A 26,777-nucleotide genomic window follows, 5' to 3' on the forward strand; every position below is an offset into this window, starting at 1 on the left:
GTCCAGGATGGCGGTGACGCCTTGGCCGCCGGCGGCGCAGATGGAGATCAGGCCGCGTCCGCTGCCCTTCTCGGCGAGCAGCTTGGCCAGGGTGGCGACGATTCGGCCGCCGGTGGCGGCGAACGGGTGACCGGCGGCCAGCGAGGAGCCGTTCACGTTGAGCTTGTCGGTGTCGATGGCACCGAGCGGGGCGTCCAGACCGAGCCGGTCCTTGCAGAACTCCGGCGACTCCCAGGCCGCCAGGGTCGCCAGCACCTGCGAGGCGAACGCCTCGTGGATCTCGTAGTAGTCGAAGTCCTGAAGGGTGAGCCCGGCCCGGTCGAGCAGCCGGGGCACGGCGTACGCGGGTGCCATCAGCAGCCCCTCCTCGCCGTGCACGAAGTCCACCGCGCCCGTCTCGGACCAGGAGAACCAGGCCAGCACCGGCAGGTTGTGCTCGCGCGCCCACTCCTCGCTGGCCAGCAGCACGGTGGAGGCGCCGTCGGTGAGCGGCGAGGAGTTGCCGGCGGTCATGGTGGCCTGTTCGGCGTCCGGTCCCTTGGCACCGAAGACCGGCCGCAGCGTGCCCAGCTTCTCCAGGGTGGTGTCGGGGCGGAGGTTCTGGTCGCGGGTCAGCCCCAGGTAGGGGGTCATCAGGTCGTCGAAGAAGCCCTTGTCGTACGCGGCGGCGAGCCGCTGGTGCGACCGTAGGGCCAACTCGTCCTGCGCCTGCCGGTCGATGTTCCAACGCAGCGCGGTCCGCGCGGCGTGCTCACCCATGGACAGGCCGGTGCGCGGCTCGGCGTTGCGGGGGATCTCCGGCTTGAACGGCTGGGCCGGGCGCAGCTTCGCGGCGATCCGCAGCCGCTCGCCGAGGGTGCGGGCGGAGTTGAGCTTGAGCAGCGTGCGACGCATGTCCTCGTTGACCGCGAGCGGCGCGTCGGAGGTGGTGTCGACGCCACCGGCGATGCCGACGTCGAGCTGACCGAGGGCGATCTTGTTGGCGACCAGGATGACGGCCTCCAGGCCGGTGCCGCACGCCTGCTGGATGTCGTACGCCGGGGTGCGCGGGTCGAGCTTCGAGCCGAGCACCACCTCGCGGGTGAGGTTGAAGTCCTTCGCGTGCTTGAGCACCGCACCGGCGACGACCTCGCCGACCCGCTGCCCGGCCAGGCCGAACCGGGCGATCAGCCCGTCCAGGGCCGCACCTAGCATGTCGGAGTTGGAGGCGCTGGCGTAGCGCGAGTTGGAGCGGGCGAAGGGGATCCGGTTGCCGCCGATGATCGCGACCCGTCGAACGTTCTGCACGATCCGCCTCCTCGAAAGTGTTGCCCGCACCTTACTCACCAGTAGGCTACGCCTATGACCGACAGGTATGCGAGCTTCGTCCAGTCGGGCACCGGGCGGGCGCTGGTCAAGCGCCTCGGGCTGCCCGATCCGCCGCGACTGCGCCGGCACGCACCCGGCGAGCCGATTCTGCCCGGGCTGGTCCTGCTCGGTGCCGCCACCGGCGGGCGGCTCAGCGAGCCGGTCGGCAAGGCCCTGGCCGCCGCCGGGCTCGCCCTGCGCGATCCGGCCACCGCCGTGCCCGATCCGGCAACCGGTCGTACGCCGGAGAGCGCCGCCCTCGTCTTCGACGCTACCGGCATCACCGAGTCGTCCCAACTACGCCAGCTCTACGACTTCTTCCACCCGCAGGCCCGGGCGATTCAGCCCAGCGGCCGGGTGATCGTGCTGGGCACTCCGCCGGCCGAGTGCGACACGCCCCGCGAGGCGACCGCCCAGCGGGCGCTGGAGGGGCTGACCCGCAGCATCGGCAAGGAGTTCGGCCGGGGGGTCACCGCGCAACTGGTGTACGTCACGCGGGACGCCGACCCGGGCACCTGGACCAGCCTGGAGGCGACCCTGCGGTTCCTGCTGTCGGGCCGTTCCGCGTACGTCTCGGGGCAGGTGATCCGGGTCGGTGCCGGCCAGGCCACCGCACCGGCCGACTGGGACCGCCCGCTCGACGGGCAGGTGGTGCTGGTCACCGGCGCGGCCCGGGGCATCGGCGCGGCGTTGGCCCGGGTGCTGGCCCGCGACGGCGCGACAGTGGTGGCGCTGGACGTGCCGGCCGCCGGGGACGAGCTGGCCACGGTGGCCAACGAGATCGGCGGTAGCGCCGTGCAGCTCGACCTGACCGCCGCCGACGCGCCGGCCCGGCTCGCCGAGCACCTGGCCAGCCGGCACGGGCGGGTGGACGTGGTGGTGCACAACGCCGGCATCACCCGGGACAGGACCCTCGGCCGGATGGACGCCGACCGGTGGGACCAGGTCATCGACGTCAACCTGTCCAGCCAGGAGCGGATCAACGACCTGTTGCTGGAGCGCGGGCTGATCCCGGCCGGCGGGCGGATCATCGGCGTCTCCTCGATCGCCGGGATCGCCGGCAACCGCGGCCAGACCAACTACGCCACCAGCAAGGCCGGGGTCATCGGGCTGGTCGACTCGCTCGCCCCGGCGCTGCGGGAGCGGCAGATCAGCGTCAACGCGGTCGCGCCGGGGTTCATCGAGACCCGGCTGACCGCCCGGATCCCGCTGGTGCTGCGGGAGGCGGGCCGCCGGATGAACAGCCTCTCGCAGGGTGGGCTGCCGGTCGACGTCGCGGAGACCATCGGCTGGCTGGCCTGGCCGGCGTCCGGTGCGGTCACCGGCAACGTGGTCCGGGTCTGCGGCCAGAGCCTGCTGGGGGCGTGATGGCCAGGCGTGGACATGGCGAGGAGCCCGGCGACGACCTGTCGGTCGGTGAGCTGATCGACGGGCCGACCGAGATCCTGACGCCGGAGATCCGGGCCGCCGCGCTGGCCGGCGGGGCCGACCTGGAACAGACCCGTGACCTGTCCGGGTCGGGCGCGGCGGTGACCGGCGCCCGGCGATCGACCGACACCGCCGCCGGCCCCCGCGAACCCGCGGCGCGGGCCCGGGTGGAGCTGCCTCGGATGCCGACGGCGGGTCCGTTGTACCGGCGGGCGCTGTTGAACGCGGTACCGGGGCTGGGCGGCCGGCAGGCCACCGGGGTGCCGGCGGTCGAGCTGGCGGTCGCCGGGGTGGCGGTCGATCCGGAGCGGCTGGCCGACTACGACCGGGTCTGCGGGTTCCGCCTCGCCGATCGGCTGCCCGCGACCTTTCCGCACGTCATGGGCTTTCCGCTGGCGCTGCGTCTGATCACCGCGCCCGAGTTTCCCATCCCGCTGACCGGGGTGGTGCACGTCGGCAACCGGATCACGCTGCGGCGGCCGGTCATCATCGGCGAGCGGCTGGACTTCACCACCTGGGCGGAGAACCTGCGTCCGCACGACCGGGGACGGCAGGTGGACGTCGTACTCGTCGGGTCGGTCGACGGCGAGGAGGTGTGGCGCGGCGTCTCGACGTACCTCGGCCGGCAGCGCACCCCGGACAGCGGTGAGCGGCGCGACCAGGGCGAGCGGCCACCGCCGCCGGCCGCCACCGCTCGCTGGCCGGTCACTCCCCGAATGGGTACGGACTACGCGCGGGTCTCCGGCGACCACAACCCGATCCACACCTCGCGGCTGGGGGCGCGGCTGCTCGGTTTCCCCCGGCCCATCGCACACGGCATGTGGAGCAAGGCACGGTGTCTCGCGGCGTTGGAGAGCCGGCTACCCGAGGCGTACACGGTGGACGTGGCGTTCAAGCTGCCGGTGCCGCTGCCCGGCACGGTCGCCTTCAGCGCCACGGCGCGCGACCCGGGCTGGGATTTCGGTCTGTACGACCGGCGTGGTCGCCCACACCTGGCGGGCACCATCCGCTGAGCGGGGCCGGGCACTTGCCCGGCCCTCTCTTTTCCGCTAGGTTGTTCTCAAGTAGAGATATTCTCGAAGTGAGAGTGATCGAGCGTGAACGAGCAGGATTTCCTCGCCGCCTACGACCCGCGGGCCTATCCGGCGGTCGCGGTGACCGTCGACATCGTCGCCCTGACCATCCGCGACGGCGCACTGCACCTGCTGCTGATCCGCCGGGGCGAGCAGCCGTACGCCGGTCTCTGGGCTTTGCCCGGCGGATTCGTCCGGCCGGACGAGGATCTGCCCGCCGCTGCCCGGCGGGAGTTGGCCGAGGAGACCGGTCTCGACGGCCAGCCACTCCGCCGTGTCCACGTCGAGCAACTGGCCTCCTACGGCACACCCGACCGTGATCCCCGGATGCGGATCGTCTCGATCGCCCATCTGGCCTTCGCCCCCGACCTGCCGGACGCGACGGCCGGCACCGACGCGGACGAGGCGGCCTGGGTGCCGGTCGCCGAGTTGGCCAACCGGCAGCTCGCCTTCGACCACGGCCAGATCGTCGCCGACGGGCTGGAGCGGGCGCGCTCCAAACTGGAATACACCCCGCTGGCCACCCGCTTCCTCGCACCCGAGTTCACCATCGGAGAGCTGCGGGCGGTCTACGAGACGGTCTGGGGCCACCAACTGCACGCCGGCAACTTCCACCGCAAGGTGCTCTCGGTGCCCGGCTTCGTGGAGAGCACCGGCGCCAGCACCGAGCGCGGTGGCACCCGAGGCGGCCCGCGGGCCCGGCTGTACCGGGCCGGTGACGCTCGGCTGCTGCATCCGGCGCTGCTGCGTCCGGCGCGCGAGGAGACGGTGCGATGACCACCGACGAGGCGATCCGCCTGGTCACCGCCGCCCGTGACGACGACGAGCTGTTCGGTGGCGACGCGCCGGAGCGGCGCTACCGGGAACTCGTCGGTGCCCTGCACCCGGACCGGCTCGGTTGGGTCGGTCCGGGGATCCGGGCCGCTGCCATCGACGCCTTCCTCCGGGTCACCAGCCGCTGGCGGGCCCGGCGGGCCACCGTGTTGCACGGCTACCGGTGCGGGCGGCCCGCGTACTCCGGTGACCTCGCCGACCTGTACGACGTCGGTGCCGACCGGCTGCTCAAGCTGCCTCGCGACGCGGCCGACAACGATCTGATGGTCCGCGAGCAACGCGCCCTGCGCACGCTAGCCGAGCGGGGTGACCCGCGCTGGCTGCCGTACGTGCCCCGGCTGGTCGACAGTTTCACCCACCGCGACGCCGGCACCGGGGCGGACCGCCGGATCACCGTGCTCGGCACCGCGCCCAACCTGCACAGCCTGGTCGAGGTGCGGCGGGCCTATCCGGACGGGCTGGACGCCCGGGACGTGGCGTGGATGTGGCGTCGGCTCCTGGTCGCCCTCGGCCTGGCGCACCGGGCGGGCGTGGTGCACGGTGCGGTGCTGCCGTCCCACGTGCTCATCGACCCCGACGCGCACGGCCTGGTGCTTGTCGACTGGTGCTTCTCCACCGAGCCGGGCGGCACCGTGCCGGCGATGGTGCCCGAGCACGAGACCTGGTACCCGCCGGAGGTGCCCAACCGTCAGCCGTGCGGGCCGGGCACCGACATCTTCATGGCCACCCGCTGCATGACCTGGCTGCTGGACCGCCGAGCCCCGCGCCAGCTGCTCGACTTCGCCCGGGGCTGCCGGCAGGGGCTCCTGCGCGCCCGCCCCGACGACGCCTGGCTGCTGCTGCGCGAACTGGACGAGGTGCTGCACCGCCTTTACGGGCCGCGCACCTTCCGCCCCTTCACCCTCAACCCCTAAGGAGGCTGCCATGGGCAGCGGAGCATGGTCCACCGATGTGTACGACGCCGCCGACCGCTACCGCCGGGCCACCGGCGCCAGCGCCTTCTCCTACAGCGACAGCGGGGCCCGGGTGGTGCACCCGGCGCTGGACCCGCGCGGCGCGGTACGGGAGAGCCGGGACAGCGCGGAGCACCCCCAGTCGACCCCCGTCGCGGTCCTGTTCGACGTGACCGGCTCGATGGGGCACGTGCCCCGCGTTCTTCAGGCCAAGCTGCCGCAGTTGCTGGGTCTGCTGCTGCGCCAGGGCTACGCCCGCGACCCGCAGATCATGTTCGGCGCGATCGGGGACGCCACCTGTGACCGGGTGCCGTTGCAGGTGGGGCAGTTCGAGTCCGACAACCGGATGGACGACGACCTCGGCCGGATCGTGCTGGAGGGCGGCGGTGGCGGCCAGATGCGGGAGTCGTACGAGCTGGCGCTGTACTTCATGGCCCGGCGCACGATCACCGACAGCTGGGAGAAGCGTGGCCGGCGCGGCTACCTGTTCGTCATCGGCGACGAGTTGGCGTACCCGCAGGTGAAGGCCGGCGAGGTGAGCCGGCTCGTCGAGGACGACCTGCGCGAGGACGTGCCGTTGCGGCAGATCGTCGACGAGGTCACCCGCCGCTGGGACACCTACTACCTGCTACCCGCCGGCAGCCACTACTCGGGCAACCGCCGGGTGCTCGACTTCTGGCGCGACCTGCTCGGCCAGAACGCCCTGGAGTTGGACGATCTCGCTGCGGTCTGCGAGACCATCGCGCTCACCGTCGGCCTCGGCGAGCAGGCAATCGACCTCGACCAGGGTCTACGGGACCTGGACCGCGCCGGCTCGTCCGCCACCGGCACGGTGTCGAAGGCCCTCGCCCGGTTGGACGGGAGAGCCCGAGCCGAGGTGTCGGAGCTGCCGGCCAGCCGTACCACCGGGCGCGGAGTGGTCCGGCTGTGACCCGGCCGGCGGCGGGCGTGGTTCCGGGCGGCGCGGTGACCGGCAGGCCGGCGGACGCCGTGGCGGGCCGGCGATCGACGGGCGGGCCGGCGGCGAGGGGGCCGCACGGCCAGCACGTGATCGTGGTCGACCTCGGGTACGGCGACGCGGGGAAGGGCACCGTCGTGGACTGGCTCTGCGCGACCCGGCCGGTGCGGACGGTGGTGCGGTTCAACGGGGGTGCGCAGGCGGCACACAACGTCGTCCTGCGCGACGGCCGGCACCACACGTTCGCCCAGTTCGGGGCCGGCACCTTCCGCCCCGGGGTGGGCACCCACCTGTCCCGCCACGTGGTGGTGGACCCGCTGGCGTTGGCCACCGAGGCGGACCACCTCGCCGCCGTCGGGGTGCCCGACGCGCTCGACCGGCTGACCGTGGACGGGGAGGCGCTGCTGGCCACCCCGTACCACCGGGCCGCGAACCGGGCCCGGGAGCTGGCCCGCGGAGCCGACCGGCACGGTTCCTGCGGGCTGGGGGTGGGCGAGGCCGTCGCGTACGGTCTCGCTCACCCCGACCAGGCACCCCGGGTGGCGGATTGCCGCAACCCGGAGCTGCTGCGCCGCCGGCTGACCGCGCTGCGGGACCGGCTCAGCGCCGAACTCGGCCCGCTGGACGCCCCTCCGGTCGCCGACTGTCTGCCGGCGTACCGGGCCTTCGCCGAACGGGTGGCGATCGTCGACCGGAGCTGGCTCGCCGCAGAGCTGCGCGCCGGGACGTGCGTGTTCGAGGGCGCGCAGGGAGTGCTGCTGGACGAGTGGCACGGCTTCCACCCGTACACGACGTGGAGCACCACCACCGCCGCCAACGCCGAGGCGCTGCTGACCGAGGCCGGGCTGGCCGGATCGGCGACCCGGATCGGCGTGCTGCGGACGGTCACCACCAGACACGGGCCGGGTCCGCTGGTGACCGAGGATCCGGCGCTCGGGCTGACCGAGCCGCACAACCCGACGAACCCGTGGCAGGGCCGCTTCCGGTTCGGCCACTTCGACGCCGTCGCCCACGCGTACGCCCTGGCGGTCGCCGGTGGGGTCGACGGCCTGGCGCTGACCCACCTGGATCTCGTCGGTCACGGTCTCGACCTGCGGATCTGCCACCGCTACGCGGACCTGGACGGACTGCGGCCGGGTCCGCCCGGAGACCTCGACCGGCAGGCGGCGCTCACCGCCCGCCTGCTACGGACCCGACCGGTGTACGACGACCCTGCGCCGGTCGACTGGCCCACGGCGGTGGAGCGGGCGCTGGGCGTACCCGTCGTGCTCACCTCCCACGGACCCACAGCGGAGGACAAGCGGATGCGGACGACCCACCTCGACACCGCCCGCCCCGACGGCGGTACGGCGACCCGGGTGCCGGTGGCAACGGGTGGAAGGCCCCATTAGCGGTGATCCGTCCGTCCCGCCCCGGTGCCTCCGTCGGGCGGCGAGCATGTATCCATGGAGGCCGCGCTCGACCTGATCCGGCACACGCTCACCTCACCGTGGGTGTATCTGCTGCTGTTCGGACTCACCGCGATCGACGCGATCTTCCCGTTGGTGCCGGCCGAGGCGGCGGTCATCACGGTCACCGTTCTCGCCACCGGCGGCGAGCCGAATCTGGTGGTGGTGATCGTGGTGACCATGCTCGGCGCCATGCTCGGCGACCACGTCTCCTACGCCATCGGGCGCGGCGGCGGCTCAGGTCGTCTGGATCGTTCGCCGGAGGACAGCCGACGCCGGGCCGGATCGCAGTGGGCGCGGCGGGCGGTGTGCCAGCACGGCGGCGTCATCCTGACCTCCGCCCGGTACCTGCCCGGTGGGCGGACGGCGGTCACCCTGACCATGGGAGCGGTGCGCTACCCGCTGCGCCGCTTCCTGCTCTACGACCTGATCGGTGCCGGCACCTGGGCGCTCTATTGCGTGCTGCTCGGCCTCTTCGGCGGGCTGGCCTTCGAACGTGACCCGATCTACGGGATCCTGGCCGGAATCGGCCTGTCGATCGCGGTCACCCTGCTGGTGCAACTGGCACGCGGACTACGCCGCCGCGCCCATCGCCGGGCCGCACGACACTGAGGGTCGGTGGGTCACCCGGGCGGGTGCCAGGTGACGCCGCGCAGCAGTTGCCCGGCACCGAGCCAGGCGACGTTCATCATCTGGGTGGCGGTCTTCTCCGGGTCGGCTTCCGGATGGTCGGCCAGCCAGTCGGCCAGTGACTCACTCGCGCCGACCAGCGCGTACGCGACCACCTCCAACTCGGTGTGGGCCACCTCTCGCCCCTCGGCGCGCAGCGCGTGGTCGAGCATCCCGGCGGCCACCTCCACCAGCCGCGCCCGCATCACCGTCAACTCACGCGCGAAGGGCTGCTCGGCGCGGGCCTGCCGGTAGAGCACCGCCCAGCCGTCCCGGTGCGCGCCGACGAAGCCGAAGAACGCCCGCAGCCCGCGCCAGAGTCGCTCGTCGGCGGGCAGGTCGGGGGCGGCGGCACCGGCGATGGCCTCCATCATCCGGGTGCCCTCGCGGTGCAGGCAGGCGACGAAGAGTTCCTCCTTGGTGCCCAGGTACGCGTACACCATGGGCTTGGAGATGCCCGCCACCTCGGCGATCTCGTCCATGCTGGCGCCGTGGTACCCACGCCGGGAGAAGATTCGCACCGCGGAGTCGAGCATCTGCTGCTGCCGTACGGCGCGTGGGAGGCGCTTGAAGGCGGGACCGGTGGACACCTTGCGAGCATACCTACCCGTGCGTAAGGTTACGCACGAGTAGCCACTGTCCGAGAGGTGCCTTTTCCATGACTGACTTCGACCCGGCCAACTTCGCAAACGTCGGCCCGAAGGAGTTCGCCCAGCTCGTCAAGAACACCCCGGAGAACAAGCTGGCCGAGGTGATGTCCGGTGACCTGCGCGGCAAGATCCTCGGCGAGGTCTTCGGGCGGATGCCGCAGCTGTTCCGCGCCGACCGGGCCGGCTCCACCAACGCGGTCATCCACTGGAACATCACCGGCGCCCCGGACGGCGGCACCGACACCTACGAGGTGGTCATCGCCGACGGCACCTGCACGGTCAACGAGACCCCGCAGCACGACCCCCGACTGAGCCTGACCATGGGCCCGGTCGAGTTCCTGAAGATCGTCTCGGGCGGCGCCAACCCGGTCATGATGTTCATGACCGGCAAGCTCAAGGCCAAGGGCGACCTGGGCCTGGCCGCCAACATCGCGAACCTCTTCGACATCCCCAAGGCCTGAGATGGCCGAGTTCTCGCTCGACCTGAACGAGGAACAGCGGGATCTACGGGACTGGGTGCACGGCTTCGCCAGCGAGGTCGTGCGCCCGGCCGCGGCCGAGTGGGACACCCGCGAGGAAACCCCCTGGCCGATCATCCAGGAGGCGGCGAAGGTCGGGCTCTACGGCTTCGAGTTCCTCGCCACCTGCTGGGCCGATCCCACCGGGCTGTCGCTGCCGATCGCCAGTGAGGAACTGTTCTGGGGCGATGCCGGCATCGGGCTGAGCATCTTCGGCACCTCGCTCGCGGTCGCCGCCATCTACGGCGCGGGCACCCCGGACCAGCTCGTCGAGTGGGTGCCGCAGTGCTTCGGCGACGCCGACTCCCCGGCCGTCGCCGCCTTCTGCTCCTCCGAGCCGGAGGCCGGTTCCGACGTCGCCGCCATGCGTACCCGCGCCCGCTACGACGAGGCGACCGACGAGTGGGTGCTGCGCGGGCAGAAGGCGTACGCCACCAACGGCGGGATCGCCGGGGTGCACGTGGTGACCGCCTCGGTCGAGCCGGAGCTGGGCTCGCGGGGACAGGCCGCCTTCGTGGTACCGCCGGGCACCGCCGGGCTCAGCGCCACCCGCAAGCTGCGCAAACTCGGCCTGCGCGCCTCACACACGGCCGACGTCTTCCTGGACGACGTCCGGGTACCGGGCCGGTGCCTGCTCGGTGGCAAGGAAGCGCTGGAGGAACGCCTGACCCGCGCCCGCTCCGGGCAACGCGCCTCCAGCCAGGCCGCGATGCGTACGTTCGAGCTGTCCCGACCCACCGTCGGCGCGCAGGCGCTCGGCGTGGCCCGGGCCGCCTACGAGTACGCCCTGGACTACGCGAAGGAGCGGGTCCAGTTCGGCCGGCCGATCATCACCAACCAGGCGGTCGCGTTCACGCTGGCCGACATGAAGATGGAGATCGACGCCGCTCGGCTGCTGGTCTGGCGGGCCTCCTGGATGGGGCGCAACAACCGGCCGTTCACCGCCGGTGAGGGCTCGATGTCCAAGCTCAAGGCCGGCGAGGTGGCCGTCTCGGTGACCGAGAAGGCGGTCCAGCTGCTCGGTGGCGCCGGATTCCTACGGGACCACCCGGTCGAGCGCTGGTACCGCGACGCCAAGATCTACACCATCTTCGAGGGCACCTCGGAGATCCAGCGACTGGTCATCTCCCGGGCGATCTCCGGGATGCAGATCCGTTGACATGGATCTGCCGTTCATCGTCAGCACGCTGACTCGGCGGGGCCTGCTCGCCCCGGGTCGTCCGATCCGCGTCGCATCGCAGCTCAGCGCGCTGCGCAAGTGGGGTTGGAGCCTCGCCGGTGAACTGCGCCAGGCGGCGGCCCGGGACCCGGGCCGGGTCGCGGTCATCGACGAGCAGGGCACCGAGCTCACGTACGCCGAACTGCTCGACCGGTCCATGCGGCTCGCCCGCGCGCTGCGTGCCGCACTCGGCGTCCAGGCCGGCGACCGGGTCGCCGTGCTCGGCCGCAACCACCCGGGTCTGATCGAGACCGTCGTCGCCGCCACGCTGCTGGGCGCCGACGCCGTGCTGGTCAACACCGGCCTCTCCCCGGCGCAGCTGGCCACCGTGGCGCAGGAGCAGCGGCTGCGGGTCCTGGTGCACGACGACGAGTTCACCGAACGGACCCTCGGGCTGCCGGCGGAACTGCACCGCCTCGACGAGCAGGCCCGGAGCGAACTGATCGACACCGCCCTCCCCGGTGAACTTCACCCGCCCGAACGGGACGGCCGGATCATCGTGCTCACCTCCGGCACCACCGGTGCGCCGAAGGGTGCCCGCCGACCCACCCCGAACGGCTTCGGCCCGCTGGTGTCCATCATCGACCGGATCCCGCTGCACGTCCGGGACCGGGTGCTGATCGCCGCCCCCATCTTTCACACCTGGGGGTACGCGGCCCTACAGGTCTGTTTCGCCCTGCGGGCCACCATCGTGCTGCACCGCCGCTTCGACCCGGCCGCCACCCTGGACGCCCTGGTACGGCACCGCTGCCAGGCCCTGTTCGCGGTGCCGGTGATGCTGCAACGGCTGATGGAGGTGCCGCCGCCGGAGCACCGACCGCCGCTGAAGGTGGTCGCGGTGAGCGGCTCGGCGCTGCCCGGCGGCCTCCCGGCGGCGTTCATGGACACCTACGGCGACGTGCTCTACAACCTGTACGGCTCGACCGAGGCATCCTGGGCCTCCATCGCCACCCCCACCGACCTGCGCCGGGCACCCACCACCGCGGGCAGGCCGCCGCACGGGACCCGGCTGGAGATCGTCGACGACGACGGCCGGCCGGTGGCCGGTGGCCGGGTCGGACGGATCCTGGTCGGCAACGAGATGCTCTTCGAGGGCTACACGTCCGGCCCCGACCGGGATCGACACGACGGCCTGCTGGACACCGGCGACCTGGGCCGGGTCAACGCCGACGGACTGCTCTTCGTGGACGGGCGCGCAGACGACATGATCGTCTCCGGTGGGGAGAACGTCTTCCCCGCCGAGGTGGAACAGCTGCTCGCCCAACTCCCCCAGGTACGCGAGGCCGCCGTCATCGGGGTACCCGACCCTGACTACGGCCAGCGGCTCGCCGCCTTCCTCGCCCTGTACCCCGGCGAAACCCTCGACGCCGATGCGGTCCGCGAGTACGTCCGGCACTACCTGGCCCGCTTCTCCGTGCCCCGCGACGTCGTCTTCGTCAAGTACCTGCCCCGCAACGCCACCGGCAAGGTGCTCACCCGCGAACTACGCCGCTACTACGCCTGACGCCGCCGGTAGTGCCGCGACCTGCGGCAACCCGGGCCATCACCTCGGCGGGAAGAGCACCGGACGATCCCTCGGCGAAGACCTGCGTACCCAGCGCCAACGCCGAAGGGCGCGGTGGGCGCAACCTGCCGCCACACCAACGCCCTCGACCGGATCCCCCAGCATCGCACCGGCCCTGGCCGTACACCCCCCGAACCGGGCGACGTCCGGGTCAGCCGACGACGATGTCGCAGTCGGCCTGCCCGGTCGCCACCAGCGCGTCGAAGCTGACCTGGATGAACGGCTCGTACGCGGCGGCGTTGAGGCTGCGGGTCTTCTTACCCGGCACCCACTTGGTGCCGGTCGACTTCCGCAGGTCCGACGAGCCCAACGTCAGGTCGCAGATCCAGTGCGCATTGCGGCCGATCAGGTTCCCGTTTCGGGCGTCCGCGTCGATCTCCCAGTTCCCGTCCCGGCTGATCGTGAAGGAAACGTTCCCGCTGACCTTCCGGCTGCTGTCGCTGGTGTTGAAGGTGACGGTGTCGCCGTCGGACGCCACCGTCTTGGTGGTCGCGTTGGCGTACGCCGGAACGGCTCCGAACAGCACGGAGCCGGCGACCGTCCCGGCGGCGGCGACCAGCGCCAGTCCACGCCGGCCGAAAATGGCGGCGGTCACACCGGAGTTGTTGGATCGCATGTCGTTACCCCACTTCTCTCGTGATTCGACGGATGCCCGCTGCTGGCGGTACGGCACGCCGCAGCCGACACATGTAAGTGTCGTTATCGGCGTCAGCGTTTTCTTGTGGGAAGTCTGAGGAAGAAATAGGGAAATGCTGAGATTCGGAGAGCGGGCCAAAATCGGACGACGTTTTCATTGAGATCCGACAATCCGCTACTTGACTCGACAGCGATTTTGCACGAGGTTGCCCGCCGACCGGACCGAGTCACCGGCGGCGACCCGGTGGGAGGGGAATCGGGACACGCCCCTACGGGAGACTCCTCAGGGGACGGTCGGGTGGATTCCGGATACCTCCCGCGCCGCCGGGCTCGGCAGGCTCTCCCCATGAAACTCACCAGGCGTAATCTCCTCGCCGGAGTCACCGTCGGCGCGCTGCTGGCCGGCACCCTGGCGGTACCCGCCGGCGCGACCCACCGCAGCTGCCCGATCGGATCGTTCGACCCCACGAGCCTGATCACGGCGGTCGGCGAGATCCCAGACCCCGAGCTCACCACCACCAGCGTCCAACTGCGGGTCACCACCCCGACCGGCTGTTTCAGGGACACCTTCGGGGTACGGGACCTGCGCTCCTCGGCACCGGTACCGCGGGACGCCCGCATCCGGATCGGCAGCGTAACCAAGGTCTTCACCGCCGTCGTGGTCTACCAACTGGTGGCGGAGGGCCAGTTGGACCTCGACGATCCGGTACGCCCGTACCTGCCGGACCTGATCCCGACGGACTGGCCGACGGTGACCGTACGGCAGTTGCTCGCCCACACCAGTGGCCTGCCCAGCCCGGTACTACCCGACGGGCTGGAATGGCAACTCGCCCACCGCTTCGACCGCTGGACTCCTGAGCAGATCGTCCGCACGGCACTGACGAACCCGCCGGACTACGCCCCCGGCACCGCCCAGCGCTACACCAACATGGGCTACATCGTTGCCGGCATCCTGATCGAGCGGGTGACCGGCAGGTCGTACGCGGAGCAGATGCGGCACCGGATCTTCCGACCGCTCGGGTTGCGCGACACGTACGCCCCGGGCGTCGCCACCGGGATCCGTGGTCCACACGTGCGGGGCTACCAGCAGGTGAACCAGGACGGCCGGACCGTGCTGGTGGATGCGACTCGCTGGAGTCAGACCTTCACACCCGCCTCGGGTGACCTGATCTCGACCGTCGCCGACCTGGACCGGTTCTCCGCCGCCCTGTTCGACGGCCGGCTGCTCGCCCCCGCGCAGCAACGTGAACTGTTCACCCATCCGTGGACGGGTGCGGAGTACAGCAACGGCGGCCTCTCCTCGATCCGGCTTCCCGACGGCCGGGTCTTCTGGGGCAAGTCCGGCGCCCGTTACGGCTACCAGACGGCCATCGGCGCACTCGACGACGATGGTCTGCGGTTGGTGTTCGCCGCAAGCCCGACCGACGCCAAGGCCGAAGGGCAGTCCGCGCTGGTCCAGCGGGTGCTGGCCGCCGTGTTGGCGCTCACCTGAGGGCTGCCGCGACGCCGGCCGGTCAGGGAGGGCCCTGCTGCACCCGGAGGCATCGGCAGGTGACCCTTCCTGGCGTCAGGCTTAGCGGTCGGTGGCGCGGCCGATGGCGGCGGCGACGCCGCCGACCCGGTCGGCGAGCAGGCCGAGCGCGCCGACTGCCCGGTCTACCGGGTCGTCGCCGGTGCCGCCGAGCGCCCGCGAGCGCTGGAAGGCCTCCTTCACCTCGGCCCAGCGGGCGGCCTGTTCCGGCGTGAGCCGACCGCGCAGCTCGGCGAGCTTCAGCAGGTTCGCCTCCGCGCCGGCCGCCAGGGTCTGTGCCTCACCCAGGTAGTGATCGTCGATCACCGCCTCCAGCTCCTCGTCGGTGAGCACCGGGACGATCCGTTCGGCCAGCTTGTTCATGTTCCGGTACGACCCCTGGAGCTGGAACGGCGGTTCGGTGCGGGCGTCGTCGGACTGGGCCGCCGAGGCGATGTACGCCTGGTTGTTGGCCAGCACCACCTGCTGCACCCGCAGCAGCTTGCGCAGCACCGAGACGATCTGCTCCAGCTCCACCGGCTGGTAGGGGTGCGACAGCTGGTCGGGGCGGACCGTGTCGTCGCCCCGGGCCATCCGCACCAGCAGTTCCAGGTCGGCGCGATCACGACCGGAAAGCGGTGCCAGCACCGGGTTCGCGGTGAGCGCATTCTCGACGTAGCTGAGCGCGAAGACCTCCTCCCGGCCGGAGAGCACGTCGCCGAGGTTCCACACGTCGGCCCGGTTGGCGAGCATGTCCGGCACCCGGAAGCGCCGGCCCGACTCGGTGTACGGGTTGCCCGCCATGCACACCGCGAACCGCTTGCCGCGCAGGTCGTACGTGCGGGTGCGGCCCTCCCAGACGCCCTCCATCCGGCGTTGCCCGTCGCAGAGCGAGATGAACTTCTGCAACAGCTCCGGGTTGGTGTGCTGGATGTCGTCCAGGTAGAGCAGCACGTTGTTGCCCAGCTCCAGGGCGAAGGAGATCTTCTCGACCTCCTGCCGGGCGGTGGCGTCGGGTGCCTCCGCCGGGTCCAGCGAGGTGACCTTCGAGCCCAGCGCCGGCCCGTTGACCTTGACGAAGACCAGGCCGAGCCGGCTGGCCACGTACTCCATCAGGGTGGTCTTGCCGTAGCCGGGCGGTGAGATCAACAACAGCAGGCCGGACTGGTCGACCCGCTTGCCGTCGCCGGTCGCGCCGAGCTGCCGGGCCAGGTTGTCGCCGATCAGCGGCAGGTACACCTCGTCGAGCAGCCGGTTGCGGACGAAGGCGTTCATCACCTTCGGCCGGTACTCCTCCAGCCGCAGGCGCTCCCGCTCGACCTCCACCAGCTCGTTGCGTCGCCGTTGGTAGTCCCGGTACGCCGGAACCAGTTCGGTGCGGAACGTGCGGGTCCGGGCGAGCGTCTCGTCCAGCCGTACGTCCAGGGTGGAGGAGCCCTCGACGCGGGGGTGCGCGCCGAGCAGGCCGCCGACCGTCTCGGTCATCGTCGCCGCGCTGTCCTCGCGGGCCAGGTCGGGGCCGCACAACTCGACGGTGACCGCCTCCGGCAGGTCGTAACCGGACAGGCCACCGTCGTCGGTGGCCAGGAAGGCGGTCAGCCAGGCGTCGATCAGCTGGTACCTGCCGGCCAGATCGTCACCGAGGGACCGCAGGTCGTCGTCGAACTCGCGGGAGGAACGGGACTGCGGGCCACCGAGCGCCCGGCGGAAACGGTCCAGCAGGGCACGCGCCCCGCCCCCGGTGACGAAGCGCACCGGCGGGGCGGCGAGTTCGGCGAACAGGTACTCGCCGGCGAGCGCGGTGCCACCGGACGGCACCGGCAGTCCGGCATCGCGCAGGAACACCTCGATCGCCTCGGCCAACTGGCCGCAGAGCAGGTCGGCGGCGTCCGCACCGTCCGGACGACCGAACCGCGCCCGAGCCCGGGCCAGCGAGGCGGCGCGCGCCGTCCAGGCCGACCGGGCCGACTCGTCCGTGGCGTACCGCCAGAAAAGCTGGGCGGCGGCGCGGTCGGCCGGCGGGTAGCGCAACAGCCCCGCCCCGGCGTGCAGGCGCAGTAGCACCCGCAGAATCTCGGCCGCGTCGTGGTCGTGCACGCCGCGCTCGTATCCCTCGTCGTAGCGGGTCTCCGCGATCCGCCGGACCAGGTCCCGCAGCCCGTCGGGATCCACCGCCGCGGTGTGCAACTCGTCCAGGCCGGGGCCGTCGCGACCGGCCTCGGCGGCGGCCAGGATCGAGGTCGCCAGGTGCTCGGCCCGATACACCTGCGCCGACTCGGAGACCAGCAGTTGGTCCCAGAACCGACGGGTCTGCTGGAACTCCTCGTCGCGTACCGGGGCGCGATAGTCGGTGCCGGTCACCGCCACCACCATCCGGCCCTCGGCCGGTACCACCGCCACGTCGATCGGTTGCGTGTTCACCGCGAAGCGGTGCCGGCCCAGCCGGATCGTCTCGCCGCCGTCGGTGTACAGGTCGAGACGGTCACGCAGGCCACGCCCGGCCTCCTGGCGGGCGGCCCGGACCCGGCCGTCCAGTTCCTCGGCCCGCACCGCGTCGCCGAGGGTACGCAGCTCCTCGACCACCGCGCGCAGCTTGTCCACCATCGGATCGGCCGCGAAGTAGGTGTTGATGTCGTCGAGCGAGCCAAGGCTGCCGGCTCGCCGGTGCACGCTGATCAGGATCCGTTCGGCGGAGGCGACGAGCCGGTCGGCCCGGCGGGCCCGCTCGTCCAGCAGCGCCTGCTTACGCGAGGAGAACGCCTCGTAGATGTCGGTACGCCGGGTGGCCAGCTCGGCGAGGAAGTCGTCGAACTCGCCGAACCGGGACTCCAGCTCCTCCACCCGCAGCAGCAGCCGGCCCAGCTGCTCGTCGCAGCGCTCGGCGGTGTCCGCCGCCGCCAGCGCCCCGGTGACCGCCTGACCGAGCAGGGCGAACTCGGCGGCGAAGCCGGCTCGACCCTCCGCCGCGGCCAGTTCCTGACGGCGCTTGTCCAGCACCGCGCGGGCCCGGTTGACCGCGCCCAGCACCTCGCCGACGCGGCCCAGGATGCCGGTGCGGACCGTCGCGTCGGCGATGTCCAACCCGCCGACCACGTCGGTGATGGTCTGAAGTCCGTCGGTACGCGCGGCCAACTCGTCGCGGACGGTACCCGCCTCGGCCACGGTGCCGATCTCGGCGGCCTTCGTGGCGAGCCGCTCCACCTGCTGCTGGTATCCGCTGAACGCCTCGTCGCGGCGCAGGAACTCGACAGCCCGACGACCGGCCGCCGCCAGTTCCTCGTCGAGTCGACCGGCCAACTCGTCGATCCGGGCGTGGTCGACGTACCGCAGTTCCCGCAGCGTCTCCAGGTGTCCCCGGGCGCGGCGCAGCCCGCCCAACTGGGTGACCCAGTCGTCGGCGGTCAGCGGCGCCTCGCCGCGCGCCCGGCGGGCCAGCGAGGCGATCTGCTCGGCGCTGTCGTCCAGTTCGGCGCGGGCCTGCCCGGTGAGCGTCCGGACCTTCTCGTGTTCCTCCAGCACGGCGGCGGCGGTGCGGCGCAGCCCGGCCAGCGGCGTGGCCAGGTCACCGAGTTCGTCCTCACCGAGCCAGTGGTAGTGGTCGGCGATCCGGACGCAGGCGGCGATCAGCGCCTCGTAGAGCCCGGCGGTGGCGGTGTCGTCGACCATCCCGGCCGCCGAGAGGCAGTCCGAGATGCCGCGTACCAGGTCGGCGTTGCCGATCCGTTCCAGCGGCCCGGTGCCGGCCGGCTGCGCCGCCGCGTACGCGTCCGAGACGTACGGCGTCTGCCAGACCTGCATCGGATGGACCCGGGTCGGTTCCTCGGACACCGCCCGGAACACCACGAGCGTGCCGTCGTCGAACAGCGAGAACCCGTGGCACGGGATCGGCGCGGCCACCTCCTTGCGGATCGCGTTGTACGGCAGCAGCAGGCTTCGGCCGTCGGCGCGGGCGTGGAAGACGTAGAGCACGTCCTCGCCGTTGGGCGAGCGCACCACCCGCTCGAACTCCAGGTCCGACACGTCGGTGTCGAACGTCCGGGTGACTCCGGTGACCAGGTGGTACCCGCCGGGAAAGATGATGCCGTGGTCCTCGGGTAGCCGTTGGCAGGCGACGCCGATGCCGTCGAGTCGGATCACCTCCCGGGTGAGCGTGTTGAACACCAGGTGCCGCCACTGCGTCTCCTTGTACGGCCGCAGCCGCAGCAGGATCAGCGGCCCCACCCGGGCCCAGTGCACGTCGGCGTCGGCGAGGCTCTGCAACGGCTCGTCCACCGGCTCGCTGTAGATGCCCTCGCCGACCTCGGTGTTGTTCTCCACCTTCACGGTCAGCGTGCCGCCGACCGTCTCCACGAAGACCTGGCCGTCGATGGAGATGTGCGGGTGCCGGCCGAGGACGTGGTCCTCGCGGGTCGTCTCGGTCCACTCGAAGTCGTGTGACGGTGGGAAGACGTGGTCCCGCTCGCCCCGGCTGTCCAGGTACTCGGGCACACCGTCGACGCCGACCTGCCACCGCAGCACCCGGATGTCCTCGGTGCGCGGCCCGGTCTGGAACACCGCCAGCAGGCGACCGTCGACCCGGCGCAGCTGCAACAGGCGGGCCTGCCGGTAGTAGCGGTACAGCTCACCGAAGTCGCGGACGAACTGCGGGTCTCGGAGCAGCCCGGGCAGTTCGTCGTGACCCGCCTCGTCGAACCGGAACCCGGCCACCTCCGGGCCGCCGCCCGTGCTCGCGCTGGGTTTCCCGGGCTCTTGGCTGAACCGGTGCAGCGAGAAGACGTCGTCGACGGACGTCTCCGGCTTCAGGCCGATGAAGACGTTGTAGCCGAACAGCATCAGCCCGCCCACCGAGACGATGTCCCGGGGTACGCAGTTGTGCTCCGTACGGATCCGCTCGGTGCTCAGCAGCCGCAGCTCGGTGCTGCCGAAGACCTCCAGCCGACGGGCGTTGAGCGACTCTGCCCGCCGGGCCAGTTCGGCCGCATGTGAGGCGAGTCGCCGACGCAGCACCTCGTAGCTGCCGTCGTCCAGTCCCGGCCGGGTACCGGCGTCCGCCGCACCTCGCCCGTTCGGGTCCGGGGCGGCCGGAGCCGGTCCGGCGTCGCCAGGCGTACGCCCGGCAGCGTCCGGACCGGCGGTCGGCTCACTCACCGGCGCGCTGCCGTGGACCGGCCAGGGCGGCGACCGGGGTCTCCGCCACACCGAGGCGCTGCGCGGCCTTCAGCAGCTCCTGGAGCTTGCCCTTGTCCCCACCGCCCGAGCGCATCTGCTGCATCAGGAACGCCGACAACGTGAGGTTCTGGAGGTCGGCGCTGTCGACCGAGCCGACCATGCGGGCCAGGTCGTCGGTGAAGCTGGCGGTGCCGTCCAGCCACGGCTGCGCGAGGTTCTTCGCCACGTCCGAGTGGGCCACGAAACCATCCACGCTCTTGCCGTACGAGATGGAGCTGAGCAGCCGGTCGAAGAAGATGCTGTCCCCGCCGACGATGTCGATGTTCGCCTTCTCCAGGCCGGTGGCGACCAGCTTGGCCTGTGCCTCGGCGACCTGACGCTGGGTGTCCAGCCCGGCCAGCCGGACCTCCTTCTCCAGTTCCAGGCGCAGCCGGTACTCCTCGTGCTCCCGGGTCGCGTCGTCCAGCGCGGCCATCGCGGCGGCCTTCTCGGTCAGACCCTCGGCCTCGCCCTTCAGCTTCTCGCGCACCGCCTCGGCGGCGGCCACGGCCTTCTCCCGCTCGACGGCGGCCTCGGCGCGCCCGACCTTCTCGATCGCCTCGGCGCTGCGCTCCTGGACCTGCACGTCGGCCAGGCCGGCCGCGGCCGCCTCGGCCTGGACGCCTTCGGCCAGCCGGATCTTCGCCCGAGTGTCCAGCTCGGCGGCCTGCTGCCGAGCCTCGGCCAGCACCAGTTCCTCGCGGGCCCGGTGCTTCGCCGCCGCCTCGGCGGCCTCCGCCGCCTTGATGTCCTTGACCAGGTTCTCCTGCGCCTCGGCCTCCGCCTGGATGACAATCGCCTGCCGGGTCCGCTCGGCCTCCTCGACCACCCGCAGCCGCTTGATGTTCTCCTCCTGCTCGGCCACGGTCTTCTCCACCGCGATCCGCTCCCGGATCACCTCGGCGATGGCCCGCTTCTCGGCCTCGACCTCCTTGTCCTTGGCGATCGTGCTCAGCTCGGTCTCCCGGTCCCGGCCGATCACCTCCAGCAGGCGGTCCTTCTCGATCCGCTCGGTCTCGATGGCGATGACCCGCTCACGGTTCTTCTCGGCGACCGCGATCTCCCGGGCCCGGTTCTCGTGCTGGACGCCCAACTGCTCGTCGGTACGGATGTTCGCGGTCTCCGCCCGCAGTCGCTCCTCCGCGCGTACCCGGGTGACCTCGGCTTCTTCGCGGGCCCGTACCGTCTCGATCTCGCGGCGCTGTTTGGCCTCGGCGTCCGCCTGCCGGCGCTCCAGTTCCAGGATGGCTTCCCGGGCGTCGACGTTCTGCCGGGTGATCTCCTTCTCCTCGCTGCGGCGGAACTCGTTGGTCCGCACGTGCTCCAGCGCGGTCAGCTCGGTGATTTTCCGGATGCCCTGGGCGTCGAGGATGTTCTTCGGGTCGAGCTGCGCCATCGGCGTCTGCTCCAGGAAGTCGATCGCCGCGTCCTCCAGGCTGTAGCCATTGAGGTCGGTGCCGATCACCCGGATGATCTGGTCCCGGAACTCGTCGCGCTTGGTGTAGAGGTCGACGAAGTCGAGCTGCTTGCCGACCGTCTTGAGCGCCTCGGAGAACTTCGCGTTGAACAGCTCCTGGAGGGTCTCCCGGTCGCTGGCCCGAGCGGTGCCGATCGCCTGCGCCACCTTGATGACGTCCTCGACGGTCTTGTTGACCCGGACGAAGAAGGTGATCCGGATGTCGGCCCGGATGTTGTCGCGGCAGATCAGACCCTCGTTGCCGGTCCGTTCGATGTCGATCGTCTTGACCGAGATGTCCATGATCTCGGCCTTGTGCAGGACGGGCAGCACGACCGCGCCGGTGAAGGTCACGTCGACCCGCCGGACCTTGGAGACGATCAGAGCCTTGCCCTGCTCGACCTTGCGGAACAGCCGGCTGACCATGAACACCACGCCGAGCGCGACGAGCAGGACGACGGCGAGGAGTACGCCTATACCGGTGGTGATGACATCCATGGCTGGGCGCGCGTGCGGTGGCGACCGGCCGACGGGCCGGGCGGGACGCCGCGCATCCTCCTTTCGGGGCGGCTCAGGGGCAGCGTGGGGCGGGGCCGGCCGAAGGGGGTTGACCGGCTGCGCTCGACAGGTTGGTGGGCTATTCGGGGACGTGTCTCATCGGGTCGAAGGCGGGTCCGGCGGGCATCACCCAGAAGAACTCGCCGTCGGTGTCGTAGTCGTAGATCAACGCGGAGCTGCCGGCCGTCATCTGCTCGTCGCCCGGTTGCCGGATCTGGACCACCGCCGACGAACCGTCGGCCGCGGTCACCTCGGCCTGACCGAAGTCGGCGGTGACCGTACCGGTGCGCACGACGCAGAGGCGACCGACGAAGGAGTGCCGGGTGGCGTCCGTCTCGGTGGGAAAGAGCCGGCTCAACGGCACCGCGATCAGGCGGGTCACCAGCCACGCGCAGGCCGCGGCGGCCAGCAGCACACCGACCGAGACCGCGATCCGGGTGCCGGAGCCGAGCCCGAGGCCGTCGAGCAGGGCGGTGCCGGCGAGGCTGACGAACCAGGCCACCGCCACGAGCAGGGAGAAGATGACGGCACTGGGCACGCCGCCCAGGCCGAGACCGGCCAGTACGGTGCCGGGTACGCCGTCGACGTCGAGGTCGTCGCCGAGATCCAGCACGCCGGTCAGCACCAGCAGCCAGTAGCCGACGACCACCACCAGGAGGAAGCTGAACAGCACGGTGGGAAAGCTGAGCGCCGCGCCGAGAAATCCGGTCACCGCGTCCTCCTCCCCGTGCCGATGGGTCCTGGCCAGCCACCGGCACGATGATCGTGACACGGGTTGTCAACGCCCCACGGTGGCCGATCGGCTGATCCCGCCGGCCTGACCGGTCAGGGTCGAGACGACGACCTCAACCGAGGTTGGCCTCGATGATGGCGTCCAGCGTCGACGACCGGATCTCGACCTCCGCCGCCGTCACGGCGATGAACCAGCAGCGCCCGTCCGGCGCCCACGCCGACAGGTACGCCGTGGACGTCGCCGGCTCGTCCGTGGCCATGACCTCGGCGCGGGTCGGAACGGTCACCTCGCGTGGGGTGCCGGGCAGGCCGCGCGGCGCCTCGAAGTCGAACACCACCACCACCCGGGACACCGGCCCAACCCCCTCGTACGCCGACCGGTTGCCGGTCGGCACGACCTCCGGCCGAGCCATCCGCAGCACCGCGTCCGTGGCGTCGACGGGCCGCAGGTAGGGCGGCAGGCCCCGCAGCTCGGGTACGACCGGGCTGGCAGGTGGCCCGGCCACGGATGGCGAAGGTTCGTCGTGTCGTGTGGTCGCGGCCATGAACACCGCCGTTCCGACGACCGCGCACGAGGCGAGCGCGGCGGCAGCGGCCCGAAGCTTGCGGCGACGACGTAGCCGGGCCCGCACCGCCGGCAGTGGATCCCCGGCGGGCGGCCCGGGATCGCTGTGCCAGACCTCGCGGAGCGCGTCCCGGATATCGGTCATCCCGCCACCTCGCGTTCCGCGCGTACCCGGGCGATCGGCAGACCTGCCCGCAGCAGGGCGCGATGGCGCAGCGACCGGACGGTCGCCGGCCGACGCCCGATCGCCGCCGCGATGGACTCGTCGTCGAGGTCGTCCAGATAGGTCATGACCAGTACGACCCGCTGCAACGGAGAAAGCCCGGCGAGCAGCCGGCGCAGTCTGTCGACCTCGTCGGTCGCCGCCGACGGCGGAGCGGCCAGGGCCGACCGGGCCCGCCGGACGATCGTCCGCAGCCGACTCACGTGCAGGCGCACCATGGTGAGCTTCGCGTACGCCAGTGGTCCGCCCTCGGCCACAAGGCGATGCCAGGTCGTGGCCATCCGCACGTAGGTCCGCTGGAGGAGTTCCTCGGCCTGGTCCGGGTCGGCGGTGACGGCGCGTGCGTACCGACGTAGCGCCGGTGCGGAGTCGCGTACGAATGTCTCGAACTCGTCGGCGTCCATCCCACCTCCCTCACCGGTAAGAAACGCCACCACCGGTGCGTCGAGTTGCACTGTCGCCCGCCGGTTTTCACCGGCAGGCGGGACGCCTCACGACAGCGCGGGGACGAGCACCATCAGCACCGAGAAGACGGAGCCGCAGTGTCCCTTCTCGACCTGGGCAGACAGTAACAACGACCGGGGCGGGTCGGTCGTCCCGAGAGGCATACAAGTCAATGTCGGCATGCGCCCCCTATGGCGCACAGCACGGCCACCAGGTCGATTGGTGGTGAAGCGGTGCCAAAGGGACGGCAGGAGCGCCGACCCATGGCCCGTGCGGCCACGACAGACAACTACGCACGCAGCGACCCGACCAGCCGAGCCTCCGGTCACCCGGAAAGGGCGATCCGTCCGTCGACCGCGGCGGCGGCGATGTCCCGGCGGTAGTGCGAGCCGGACAGCGTGACGCCGCGTACCACCTGGTAAGCGGCATCACGGGCGGCGGCCAGGTCCGGGCCGGTGGCCGTACCACAAAGGACCCGACCGCCGGCGGAGAGCAGGGCACCGTCGGTGGCCCGGCGGGCGGTGCCCGCGTGGATCACACCAGGCTGTTCTCCGCCGGTGATGACATCGCCGGTACGCGGCCCCGCCGGATAACCCTCGGCGGCGACCACCACGGTCACCGCCGCGCCGGTACGCCAGCGCAGCGGCGGATGGTCGGCCAGCGCACCACTGGCGGCGGCGTGCAGCAGCCCACCCAGCGGTGTCTCCAGCAGCGCCAGCACCACCTGGGTCTCGGGGTCCCCGAAGCGGGCGTTGAACTCGATCACCCGAGGGCCATCGGCGGTGATCGCCAACCCGACGTAGAGCAGGCCGGAGAAGGGCGTACCCCGGCGGCGCATCTCGGTAAGCGTCGGGTGCACCACATCCCGCATGACATCGTCCACGAGATCGGCCGGCGCCCACGGCAGCGGCGCGTACGCCCCCATGCCGCCGGTGTTCGGGCCGCTGTCGTCGTCACCGACCCGCTTGAAGTCCTGTGCCGGCAGCAGCGGCACCGCGGTCTCGCCGTCGGTGACCACGAACAGCGACACCTCGGGACCGGAGAGGTACTCCTCGATCACCACCCGGCCACACTCACGCGCGTGCGCCTCGGCAACGGCGCGGTCGTCGGTGACCACCACGCCCTTACCGGCGGCCAGCCCGTCGTTCTTGACCACGTACGGCGGGTCGAACCGGTCCAGGGCGGTGGCCGTGCTTTCCTCGTCGGTGCAGGTGTACGCCCGCGCGGTGGGGACACCAGCGGCGGTCATCACCTCTTTGGCGAAGGTCTTGGAGCCCTCCAGCCGGGCCGCCTCGGCAGACGGCCCGAAGACCGCGATGCCCTTGGCCCGGACCGCGTCGGCCACCCCGGCGACCAGTGGCGCCTCCGGCCCGATCACGACCAGGTCCGCGCTCACCTCGACGGCGAGCCCCGCCACCGCCACCGGATCGACCGGATCGACGGCCCGCAACTCCGCCACCGCCGCGATCCCCGGGTTACCGGGTGCCGCGAACAGCGCCTCGACGGACGGATCCTCGGCCAACCTCAGCGCGAGCGCATGCTCCCGCCCACCGCCACCAATAAGAAGTACCCGCACGCCGAGTCATCCTACCGACCCCACCCCTATCCCACCCCACCCCCGACCATCCCCACCGGCCCCGTCGATCAAGAAGTTTTCGTCTCGGATCTGGCGTGCGCGCGACCAAACGCTCTTGGTCATCTATCCAAGGCGCGGCGCACCGTCTCGGGTATGTAGTCCGGGCGGAGGGTGTCGGGCCAGGTGAACCGGAGGATCCTCCAGCCGGCGTTGGTGAGGCGGTTCTGCCTGATCCGGTCCTCGTAGACCGCCTGTGGTGTGCGATGCGGAGCCGCACCGTCCGCCTCGGCGATCACCCTGGATCGACGCCAGCCCAGATCGCCGATGCCGAGCAGGTACCCGTCGTCATCGCGCACCTCCAACTGAAGAACATCGGGCGGGACGCCCCCGTCGACGCACCTCAGACGGGTGCGGGTCTCCAGCGGGGACTGCGCACGGCCATCCGCCTCGGCCAGGCATTGCCGCGCCACCCTTGCTCCCCGCCGACCAGCGATGAGCGCCGGGATAGCCGCAAAGTCAGCCTCGGTGACAAGTTGCCGGTTGAGTGCCGAGTCCAGTACGCAGACCGCTGGGTAGCGGCCCACCCGGAGGATGACGTCGGCAACGGTTCGCACGGCACTGGTGACCGGGATCCCGGCGACCACGCCCACATCGGCCGACCCCAGCGTGAGTTGGTGCACCACGAGATCGGGATCGTTCCGACGCTGCGGACGAGGGCTGTCCGGCGGTACCGACACGTGGATCGTGGAGGTGGCCCGGAGTCCGGCGACGCCGTGCAGCTCGACAGCCGTGTCGAGGACTGCCACCGCCCCCGGCCCCAGGCTGTCCACGGCGGCGCCGATCCGCGCCCGACGGTGGCGGAGCACGTCCAGCGCGGGGTCGGGCAGGAACCGCCCGCGTGCCACCCTCGTCCAGCGCCCCGACCTGACCAGATGTCGGATCTGGTCACGGGTGTAGCCGGCGGCCAACGCCTGCGTCGCCGTCACCACACCACCCTGCTCGGCAGCTACTCGTGTCAATACCTCGAACGCCTCCACCCACCCACCCTGTCCACCGCCGCTCAACCCCCGCAGCCCCTGTGGACAACCCTGTGGACAACGAACCCCTTTGCCGCGTTGATCAAGAAGTTTGCGTCGGGCCAGCGCTCAATCCCAGACCAAAACTTCTTGATCAACGCGGGGGTACGCGGGGTACGCGGGGGTGGGGGT

The 26,777-nt window shown here is 71.6% G+C and carries 21 protein-coding genes; 11 read left to right on the forward strand and 10 right to left on the reverse strand.

Going from position 1 to position 26,777, the window contains the following annotated elements; genetic code table 11:
• On the reverse strand, positions 1-1,287 hold a 1,287-nt coding region (locus KBX50_RS30920), incomplete at its 3' end, for an acetyl-CoA C-acetyltransferase (protein WP_210941394.1).
• A gap of 54 nt (positions 1,288-1,341) precedes the next feature.
• Here KBX50_RS30920 and KBX50_RS30925 point away from each other — a divergent pair.
• From KBX50_RS30925 to KBX50_RS30955, 7 genes are all read left to right on the forward strand, one after another.
• On the forward strand, positions 1,342-2,715 hold the full coding sequence (locus tag KBX50_RS30925; RefSeq protein WP_210941395.1) for a 3-oxoacyl-ACP reductase: 1,374 nt from the start codon (positions 1,342-1,344) through the stop codon (positions 2,713-2,715).
• A 242-nt stretch (positions 2,716-2,957) separates the two neighbouring features.
• On the forward strand, positions 2,958-3,788 hold the full coding sequence (locus KBX50_RS30930; RefSeq protein WP_247674768.1) for a MaoC/PaaZ C-terminal domain-containing protein: 831 nt from the start codon (positions 2,958-2,960) through the stop codon (positions 3,786-3,788).
• A gap of 84 nt (positions 3,789-3,872) precedes the next feature.
• On the forward strand, positions 3,873-4,625 hold the full coding sequence (locus tag KBX50_RS30935; protein ID WP_210941397.1) for an NUDIX domain-containing protein: 753 nt from the start codon (positions 3,873-3,875) through the stop codon (positions 4,623-4,625).
• Complete coding sequence (locus KBX50_RS30940) at positions 4,622-5,596, forward strand: serine/threonine protein kinase (RefSeq protein WP_210941398.1); 975 nt, start codon at positions 4,622-4,624, stop codon at positions 5,594-5,596. The genes KBX50_RS30935 and KBX50_RS30940 overlap by 4 nt, the downstream gene beginning before the upstream one ends.
• Before the next feature lie 10 nt (positions 5,597-5,606).
• Positions 5,607-6,566, forward strand: coding sequence for a hypothetical protein (locus KBX50_RS30945; protein ID WP_093403806.1), 960 nt, complete (start codon positions 5,607-5,609; stop codon positions 6,564-6,566).
• 119 nt (positions 6,567-6,685) lie between these two features.
• The gene (locus KBX50_RS30950; RefSeq protein WP_210941413.1) at positions 6,686-7,984 is read left to right on the forward strand and encodes an adenylosuccinate synthetase; all 1,299 of its coding nucleotides are present in this window, start codon (positions 6,686-6,688) and stop codon (positions 7,982-7,984) included.
• A 54-nt stretch (positions 7,985-8,038) separates the two neighbouring features.
• The gene (locus tag KBX50_RS30955; RefSeq protein WP_210941399.1) at positions 8,039-8,653 is read left to right on the forward strand and encodes a DedA family protein; all 615 of its coding nucleotides are present in this window, start codon (positions 8,039-8,041) and stop codon (positions 8,651-8,653) included.
• An 11-nt stretch (positions 8,654-8,664) separates the two neighbouring features.
• Here KBX50_RS30955 and KBX50_RS30960 read toward each other — a convergent pair whose 3' ends face one another.
• Positions 8,665-9,300, reverse strand: a complete 636-nt coding sequence (locus KBX50_RS30960; protein WP_210941400.1) for a TetR/AcrR family transcriptional regulator — start codon at positions 9,298-9,300, stop codon at positions 8,665-8,667.
• Positions 9,301-9,368: 68 nt separating this feature from the next.
• On the opposite strand from KBX50_RS30960, the gene KBX50_RS30965 reads away from it, so the two are divergent.
• Genes KBX50_RS30965 through KBX50_RS30975 form a run of 3 tightly spaced genes read left to right on the forward strand, consistent with a single transcriptional unit; the run spans position 9,369 to position 12,601 of the window.
• Positions 9,369-9,821, forward strand: a complete 453-nt coding sequence (locus KBX50_RS30965; RefSeq protein ID WP_210941401.1) for an SCP2 sterol-binding domain-containing protein — start codon at positions 9,369-9,371, stop codon at positions 9,819-9,821.
• A gap of 1 nt (position 9,822) precedes the next feature.
• Positions 9,823-11,037 (forward strand): acyl-CoA dehydrogenase family protein, encoded by a 1,215-nt coding sequence (locus tag KBX50_RS30970; RefSeq protein WP_210941402.1) that lies wholly within the window; start codon positions 9,823-9,825, stop codon positions 11,035-11,037.
• Between the two features lies 1 nt (position 11,038).
• Positions 11,039-12,601 (forward strand): AMP-binding protein, encoded by a 1,563-nt coding sequence (locus KBX50_RS30975; RefSeq protein WP_210941403.1) that lies wholly within the window; start codon positions 11,039-11,041, stop codon positions 12,599-12,601.
• Positions 12,602-12,812: 211 nt separating this feature from the next.
• On the opposite strand, the gene KBX50_RS30980 is transcribed toward KBX50_RS30975, so the two are convergent.
• A complete protein-coding gene (locus tag KBX50_RS30980; protein WP_210941404.1) occupies positions 12,813-13,277 on the reverse strand; it encodes a hypothetical protein in 465 nt (154 codons plus the stop codon).
• Positions 13,278-13,643: 366 nt separating this feature from the next.
• Between KBX50_RS30980 and KBX50_RS30985 the strand changes: the two genes are divergently transcribed.
• Positions 13,644-14,789 (forward strand): serine hydrolase, encoded by a 1,146-nt coding sequence (locus KBX50_RS30985; protein WP_210941405.1) that lies wholly within the window; start codon positions 13,644-13,646, stop codon positions 14,787-14,789.
• A gap of 81 nt (positions 14,790-14,870) precedes the next feature.
• Here KBX50_RS30985 and KBX50_RS30990 read toward each other — a convergent pair whose 3' ends face one another.
• The 7 genes from KBX50_RS30990 to KBX50_RS31020 form a co-directional block, all read right to left on the reverse strand.
• Positions 14,871-19,955, reverse strand: coding sequence for a DNA repair ATPase (locus KBX50_RS30990; protein WP_210941406.1), 5,085 nt, complete (start codon positions 19,953-19,955; stop codon positions 14,871-14,873).
• Entirely contained in the window at positions 19,948-21,969 is a 2,022-nt protein-coding gene (locus KBX50_RS30995; RefSeq protein WP_210941407.1) for an SPFH domain-containing protein, read from the reverse strand. The genes KBX50_RS30990 and KBX50_RS30995 overlap by 8 nt, the downstream gene beginning before the upstream one ends.
• Positions 21,970-22,108: 139 nt before the next feature.
• The gene (locus KBX50_RS31000; protein WP_210941408.1) at positions 22,109-22,741 is read right to left on the reverse strand and encodes a hypothetical protein; all 633 of its coding nucleotides are present in this window, start codon (positions 22,739-22,741) and stop codon (positions 22,109-22,111) included.
• A gap of 133 nt (positions 22,742-22,874) precedes the next feature.
• Entirely contained in the window at positions 22,875-23,471 is a 597-nt protein-coding gene (locus tag KBX50_RS31005; protein WP_210941409.1) for a hypothetical protein, read from the reverse strand.
• Positions 23,468-23,953 (reverse strand): RNA polymerase sigma factor, encoded by a 486-nt coding sequence (locus KBX50_RS31010; protein WP_210941410.1) that lies wholly within the window; start codon positions 23,951-23,953, stop codon positions 23,468-23,470. The genes KBX50_RS31005 and KBX50_RS31010 overlap by 4 nt, the downstream gene beginning before the upstream one ends.
• Before the next feature lie 365 nt (positions 23,954-24,318).
• Entirely contained in the window at positions 24,319-25,569 is a 1,251-nt protein-coding gene (gene purD / locus KBX50_RS31015) for a phosphoribosylamine--glycine ligase (protein ID WP_210941411.1), read from the reverse strand.
• 119 nt (positions 25,570-25,688) lie between these two features.
• On the reverse strand, positions 25,689-26,606 hold the full coding sequence (locus KBX50_RS31020) for a type IV toxin-antitoxin system AbiEi family antitoxin domain-containing protein (protein ID WP_210941412.1): 918 nt from the start codon (positions 26,604-26,606) through the stop codon (positions 25,689-25,691).
• Between the last annotated feature and the right edge of the window lie 171 nt (positions 26,607-26,777).

The organism is Micromonospora sp. C51, from assembly GCF_018070435.1.
Taxonomy (GTDB): domain Bacteria; phylum Actinomycetota; class Actinomycetes; order Mycobacteriales; family Micromonosporaceae; genus Micromonospora; species Micromonospora sediminimaris.

Bases quoted from the DNA above. Each gene is read 5' to 3' on its own strand.
- KBX50_RS30995 (WP_210941407.1), bottom strand. From the start codon at position 21,969: ATGGATGTCATCACCACCGGTATAGGCGTACTCCTCGCCGTCGTCCTG.
- KBX50_RS30940 (WP_210941398.1), top strand. From the start codon at position 4,622: ATGACCACCGACGAGGCGATCCGCCTGGTCACCGCCGCCCGTGACGAC.
- KBX50_RS30955 (WP_210941399.1), top strand. From the start codon at position 8,039: ATGGAGGCCGCGCTCGACCTGATCCGGCACACGCTCACCTCACCGTGG.
- KBX50_RS30925 (WP_210941395.1), top strand. From the start codon at position 1,342: ATGACCGACAGGTATGCGAGCTTCGTCCAGTCGGGCACCGGGCGGGCG.
- KBX50_RS30980 (WP_210941404.1), bottom strand. From the start codon at position 13,277: ATGCGATCCAACAACTCCGGTGTGACCGCCGCCATTTTCGGCCGGCGT.
- KBX50_RS31010 (WP_210941410.1), bottom strand. From the start codon at position 23,953: ATGGACGCCGACGAGTTCGAGACATTCGTACGCGACTCCGCACCGGCG.
- KBX50_RS30985 (WP_210941405.1), top strand. From the start codon at position 13,644: ATGAAACTCACCAGGCGTAATCTCCTCGCCGGAGTCACCGTCGGCGCG.
- KBX50_RS31005 (WP_210941409.1), bottom strand. From the start codon at position 23,471: ATGACCGATATCCGGGACGCGCTCCGCGAGGTCTGGCACAGCGATCCC.
- KBX50_RS30975 (WP_210941403.1), top strand. From the start codon at position 11,039: ATGGATCTGCCGTTCATCGTCAGCACGCTGACTCGGCGGGGCCTGCTC.
- KBX50_RS30965 (WP_210941401.1), top strand. From the start codon at position 9,369: ATGACTGACTTCGACCCGGCCAACTTCGCAAACGTCGGCCCGAAGGAG.
- KBX50_RS30945 (WP_093403806.1), top strand. From the start codon at position 5,607: ATGGGCAGCGGAGCATGGTCCACCGATGTGTACGACGCCGCCGACCGC.
- KBX50_RS30930 (WP_247674768.1), top strand. From the start codon at position 2,958: ATGCCGACGGCGGGTCCGTTGTACCGGCGGGCGCTGTTGAACGCGGTA.
- KBX50_RS30970 (WP_210941402.1), top strand. From the start codon at position 9,823: ATGGCCGAGTTCTCGCTCGACCTGAACGAGGAACAGCGGGATCTACGG.